This is a genomic window from Paraburkholderia sp. EB58 (assembly GCF_050436665.1).
Classification (GTDB): domain Bacteria; phylum Pseudomonadota; class Gammaproteobacteria; order Burkholderiales; family Burkholderiaceae; genus Paraburkholderia.
Window position 1 is genome coordinate 436261 of sequence record NZ_JBNDMQ010000003.1, and the last position, 6000, is coordinate 442260.

Annotated in this window: 3 protein-coding genes and 1 rRNA gene; 1 reads left to right on the forward strand and 3 read right to left on the reverse strand. The window is 59.4% G+C overall.

Features of this window, described 5'->3' with window-relative positions; all coding sequences use genetic code 11:
- Window positions 1–147 precede the first annotated feature (147 nt).
- Complete coding sequence (locus tag P3T40_RS07160) at window positions 148–1821, reverse strand: long-chain fatty acid--CoA ligase (protein WP_429266976.1); 1674 nt, start codon at window positions 1819–1821, stop codon at window positions 148–150.
- Window positions 1822–1978: 157 nt separating this feature from the next.
- Window positions 1979–4057 carry a molybdopterin-containing oxidoreductase family protein gene (locus P3T40_RS07165; protein ID WP_429266977.1) on the reverse strand — a complete coding sequence of 693 codons (2079 nt, stop codon included), beginning with the start codon at window positions 4055–4057 and terminating at the stop codon, window positions 1979–1981.
- Window positions 4058–4227: 170 nt separating this feature from the next.
- Here P3T40_RS07165 and P3T40_RS07170 point away from each other — a divergent pair, with 170 nt between their 5' ends.
- Entirely contained in the window at window positions 4228–5421 is a 1194-nt protein-coding gene (locus P3T40_RS07170; protein WP_429266978.1) for a M20 aminoacylase family protein, read from the forward strand.
- A 215-nt stretch (window positions 5422–5636) separates the two neighbouring features.
- Here P3T40_RS07170 and rrf read toward each other — a convergent pair.
- Window positions 5637–5750: ribosomal RNA gene (rrf, locus tag P3T40_RS07175) — 5S ribosomal RNA — on the reverse strand.
- Window positions 5751–6000: the final 250 nt, after the last annotated feature.

Here is a 6000-nt window from a genome sequence, read left to right on the forward strand (position 1 = left end):
GGGCGCCTTTTTTTTGCCGCGACGCTTTTCGACCTCGGTTTGGAAGGGCGCTCGCGCGGAGTTCTGGCTGGCGGAAATGGATACGGCCCAACGAGCGTAGACTCGTTGGCCGTTCTTTTGGTCAAGCTGGTGGCGGCTCGTGACCTCTTACACGCGCCCGTCGCGTAACTCGCGCCGCAAGATCTTGCCGACATTGCTCTTGGGCAACTCGGTGCGGAACTCGATGATTTTGGGCCGCTTGTAACCCGTCAGTTGCTCCTTGCAGAACGAGAAAATGTCCGCGTCGGTCAGCGCCTGATCTTTCTTCACGACGAAGAGTTTTACCGCCTCGCCCGAATGCTGGTCCGGCACGCCAACCGCCGCGACTTCGAACACGCCGGGCAGTTTGGCGACGACATCTTCGACCTCGTTCGGATAGACGTTGAAGCCGGACACCAGAATCATGTCCTTTTTCCGATCGACGATCTTCACGTATCCCGCTTCGCTCACAATGCCGACGTCGCCGGATTTGAAGAAGCCGTCCGGCGTCATCACCTTGGCGGTTTCGTCCGGCCGGTTCCAGTAGCCTGCCATCACCTGCGGACCGCGGATGCAGATCTCGCCCGGCTGGCCGAGCGGCACCTCGTTGTTTTCATCGTCGCGAATCGAGATTTCAGTCGACGGTAGCGGCAGGCCGATCGTGCCGCTGTATGAGGTGACCGTCACCGGGTTACATGTCACGCACGGCGACGTCTCCGACATCCCGTAACCTTCGACGATCGGACTATGCGTCCTTTCATACCAGCGCTTCGCGACGGCTTCCTGCACGGCCATCCCGCCACCATTGGCGACCAGCAGCTTTGAGAAGTCGAGCTTGTCGAAGTCGGGATGGTTGAGCATCGCGTTGTAGAGCGTGTTCACTGCGGGAATGGTCGTCACCGCGTAACCCTGCAGTTCCTTGATCATCCCGCCAATGTCGCGCGGATTCGGAATCAGCACGCCAAGGCCACCCGTACGAACGGTCAGCAGTCCGCAGACCGTCAGCGCAAAAATGTGATACAGCGGCAGCGCGACAACCGTAATGAACTGGTCGATGTCGTCCCGTCCCGCGCGAGCGGGGTCGAGCCAGACCTGCGACTGCAAAACGTTGGCGATCAGGTTCCGGTGCAGCAGGGTCGCGCCTTTAGCGACGCCGGTCGTGCCGCCCGTGTACTGGAGGAACGCGACATCGTCCGGCCCTTGCTTGACCGACTTGTACTCGTGGCGTGCCCCTTCGGCAATGGCGGTGTTGAACCTGATGTGACCGGGCAGGCTCCAGGCGGGAACCATCTTTTTGACGCGACGCACGACGAAGTTCACGATCAACCCCTTCGTGCCCATCAGATCGCCCATCGCCGCAACGATCACGTGCTTGACCGCCGAATTGCGCACCACCGCCTGCAGCGTCACCGCGAAATTCTCGAGGATGATGATGGCTTCGGCGCCGCTGTCCTTGAGTTGATGCTCGAGTTCACGCGGCGTGTACAGGGGATTCACGTTCACGACCACATACCCGGCGCGCAGAATGGCGGCGATCGCCACCGGGTACTGCAGCACGTTCGGCATCATGATCGCAATGCGGGCGCCGCGCGCGAGGCCCTTGGACTGGAACCATGCGGCGAGCTTGCTCGACAACGCGTCGAGCTCGCCGTAGGTGATCTGCTTGCCCATGCAGACGAACGCCGGTTTGGTGCGATGTTCACGGAAGCTTTCGTCGAACAGATCGGCAACAGATGAGTACTGACTCGGATCGATCTCTGCTGGAACGCCGGGCGGATATGATTTCAGCCAGATTTTTTCCATGCGGCGTCTCCTCCTTTTTTTCGAATGGTCGTGCTAAAAACGCATCGTAGCACGCGTCCCACCCCACAATTCGTGTAATGCCCCCGGGTTAGACGGCACCCTCGAACACAATCTGTAAGAAGCGGCGAGTGAGACGAAAGCGTTTGAGCCTGGGATTTCAAACGCGCTCGACTTCGACGAGACAGTCGTAGAAAGTGGCCGAGCCACCGAGGTCAGTGAGCGCCTGGCTCGTGACCTGATTGGCGTTGCGGCCGTCGGGGGCCAGTTTTTTCCACCAGATGGACAGTCCGACCATCAGGCCCTCGCGTGCCTTATCCGTCACGCGGGCACGCGCCTGCATCGAACCACGGTCGTTGAAGATACGTACCAGATCTCCATCAAGCACCTGGCGCTCGCCTGCATCGGAAGGATGGATGTCAATATGAGGTTCGCCCTCAGTGGAACGCAAACTTTCCACGTTGACGAACGTGCTATTCAAAAAGTTACGGGCGGGCGGAGAGATCATGGCCAGCGGGTAACGCGCCGCGAGTTCGGGGTCGCCGTCTGCGGATTCATAGGGCGGCAGGTAGTCCGGAAGGGGATCGAGGCCTTGCTGTGCCAGGCGCTCACTAAAGAACTCGCACTTGCCCGACGGCGTACGAAAGCCACCGTCGGCAAACGGGGCGTCGGGCAGGTTGAGCTTGGCCCATCCAGTGCGCTTCAGCGACTCCCAGTCGACGCCTTCGAACACCGGGTCGTCCCAGCGCAGTGCATTCGCCGCGACAGACTCGTCCGACTCGAACAGCGCCGATTCCTGCAGATTCATGTGGCGGGCGATGCCGCGGAAAATCTCGGTATTGGGCCGTGCTTCCCCCACCGGCTGAATCGCAGGCAGGTTCACCATCACGTGCGTGTGGCCGTAAGACTTATGGAGGTCGAGATGTTCTAGCTGCGTGGTCGCGGGTAGCAATAAATCGGCATAGTCCGCGGTATCGGTCTGGAAATGCTCGAGGACAATAGTAAACAGATCCTCCCGTGCAAAGCCGGCTGCGACCCGCGCCGAATCTGGCGCAACTGCGACTGGATTCGAGTTATAGACAATGACGGCCTCAACTTTCGGCCCGAAGCTGGCGTCGCCCGGATGCAGCAATGCGTCGCCAATTGCATTCATATTGATCACGCGCGGCTGCCGCGACGGCCAACCGGGTATCAGGTCAGGGCGCTGCAACGCGTGTGAGTTAACCGGCGCCCAGCCCGACGAAGAAAGCAATGCCCCGCCTGAGCGCTCGCGCCAGGCGCCGGTCAACGAGGGCAAGCACGCGATTGCGCGCACTGCGTTGCCGCCGCCGCGCACGCGCTGCAGTCCGTAATTCATGCGGATCGCTGCCTTTCTGGTGCCACCGTACAAACGCGCGAGGTCGACGATTGTTTGTTCGTCAATCCCGCAAATCTGCGCGACGCGGGCGGGCGGATAGGTGAGCGCGCGAGCCTTTAACTGCTCAAAACCGAGCGTATGGTCAGCAATATAAGCGTGATCCAGCAGATCTTCGGTGATCAGCACGTTCATCATGCCGAGTGCAAGCGCACCGTCGGTGCCTGGTTTGAGCGCGATGTGCTGATGGCATTTTTCCGCCGTCAGCGAGCGATACGGGTCGATCGCGATCAGGCGTGCGCCGCGACGCTTGGCTTCCTGCGCACGAGTCCAGAAATGCAGATTGGACGCGATCGGATTCGAACCCCAGATCAGGATCAGATCGCTCTCAGCAAAAAACTCCGTGAGCATGCCGAGGCTCGCGCCGTACATGTACTTCAGTCCGGCCGCACCGGCTGCCGCGCAAATTGTCCGCTCCAGTTGGGATGCGCCGAGCTTGTGGAAAAACCGCTGCGCGATGCTGTCGCCTTGTACTAAACCCATCGTACCGGCGTAGCTGTAGGGGACGATTGCCTCGGGAGCGCGCGCAGCGATCCCCGACAGACGCTCGGCTGCCAGTTTTAGCGCTTCATCCCAGCCGATGGGCTCGAAGCGGCCTTCACCTTTGGCGCCGATCCGACGCATCGGCGTTGCAAGCCGACGCGGATGATGCACCCGTTCCGCATAGCGGCTGACCTTGGTGCACAACGCTCCTTGAGTTGGCGGATGGTCGGGATCGCCGACCACCTTGATTGCCCGCCCGTTCTCTACCGTGACGCGCATCGCGCAGGTATCCGGACAGTCATGCGGACAAACTGCACGGGCAAACTCAATCGGGGCATTCATTGGAGAATCCGTGAAAGGCGCAACATAGCGCGAAGCGTAATTTTATTACTTCCTTAAACACCTGCACCGCACGACATCGCCAAAAATGCCGGTGGGCGTAGAATTAACCATCATCGAGCCCGGGCGAAGGCGTCTCGAGCAACTCAATGCACAGCGAAGCACAACGCACCATGAAACTGATCCCCGAAATCCAGGCCGCTCACGGCGAAATCCAGACCCTCCGACGAACCATTCACGCACATCCCGAACTGCGGTACGAAGAGACCCAGACGTCCGACCTGGTTGCAAAAAGCCTCAGCGACTGGGGTATCGAAGTGCACCGCGGACTGGGCAAGACGGGGGTGGTCGGCGTCCTGAAGCGCGGCAACAGCAAGCGGTCGATTGGGCTGCGCGCTGATATGGACGCTCTTCCTATTCAAGAACTCAACAGCTTCGAACATCGCTCCCGCCACCAAGGAAAGATGCACGCTTGTGGACACGATGGGCATACAGCCATGCTATTGGGCGCGGCTCGACACCTGGCCAAACACGGCGAGTTTGACGGCACGATCGTGTTCATCTTTCAGCCGGCTGAAGAAGGCGGTGCGGGCGCACAGGCGATGATCGATGACGGTCTTTTCACGAAGTTTCCCGTTGATGCGGTGTTCGGGATTCACAACTGGCCGGGCATGGCAGCGGGGCATTTCGGTGTGACCGAGGGCCCGATCATGGCATCGAGCAATGAATTCCGAATCGAAATCACGGGCGTCGGTGCGCACGCAGCAATGCCGCACAATGGGCGCGACCCAGTCTTCACGGCCGTGCAGATCGCCAATGGCCTGCAGGGCATCATCACGCGCAACAAGAAGCCTCTCGACACCGGCGTACTGTCGATCACGCAGATTCATGCGGGCGACGCGGTAAACGTAGTCCCCGATAAGGCATGGATTGCAGGCACGGTGCGCACATTTACGACTGAGACGCTGGATCTGATCGAAACGCGCATGCGCAAGATTGCCGAAAACACCGCGGCGGCATACGACTGCTCAGTAAATATTGTCTTCCATCGCAACTATCCGCCAACGATAAATAGCAGCGAGGAGACCCGCTTTGCCGCTTCGGTTATGAAGGAGGTTGTGGGCGCGGAAAATGTGGACGACGCTGTCGAGCCGACGATGGGCGCCGAAGATTTTTCGTTCATGTTGCTAGCCAAGCCGGGATGTTATGCCTTTCTCGGGAACGGCATGGGCGGCCATCGCGATGCTGGCCATGGGGCCGGCCCTTGCATGCTGCATAACGCGAGTTACGACTTCAACGATGAGCTTTTGCCCGTCGGATCGACTTATTGGGTGAAGCTCGCGCAGAAATTCCTCGCGCAGGCGTAGTTTGTAGAAATGCGGTCGGGGAAGGCTGGGGTGCTCTGACAGTTCGTTGGTGGAGGCAGTTGTGTAGCGCAGCTGCCTGATGGGGGCGTCTGTGGCTTGCGATGATAGCGGGTCGTGTGAGTTGACTGAGCGGGCTTGCACGCGTTCTGTTTCCGGACGCGTAAACGCAGAAACCCCACCTTTTGCGGGGTGGGGTTTCTGTTTGCTGCTGGGGAGCCTGACGATTACCTACTTTCACACGGGTAATCCGCACTATCATCGGCGTGGAGTCGTTTCACGGTCCTGTTCGGGATGGGAAGGGGTGGTACCGACACGCTATGGTCATCAGGCATGACTTGTTGCCGTACTGCTCGTGGAGCAATACAACCAATCGGGAAGAAGTAGCTGAGAGGATGCCTCTCGTTTGATGCGGGTTGTGTTGTTCGAGGCACAACACTGATCTCAACCGTGTGCTACCCCCTTCGGGGGTGGGATTCTCGTAAGCGCTGAAGCACTAACGAGCATCGCAAAACACACCTGTTATAGGATCAAGCCTTACGGGCAATTAGTATCAGTTAGCTTAACGCATTACTGCGCTTC

Excerpts from the sequence above, each read along its gene's own strand:
- P3T40_RS07160 (WP_429266976.1), bottom strand. The coding sequence starts at position 1,821 with ATGGAAAAAATCTGGCTGAAATCATATCCGCCCGGCGTTCCAGCAGAG.
- P3T40_RS07165 (WP_429266977.1), bottom strand. The coding sequence starts at position 4,057 with ATGAATGCCCCGATTGAGTTTGCCCGTGCAGTTTGTCCGCATGACTGT.
- P3T40_RS07170 (WP_429266978.1), top strand. The coding sequence starts at position 4,228 with ATGAAACTGATCCCCGAAATCCAGGCCGCTCACGGCGAAATCCAGACC.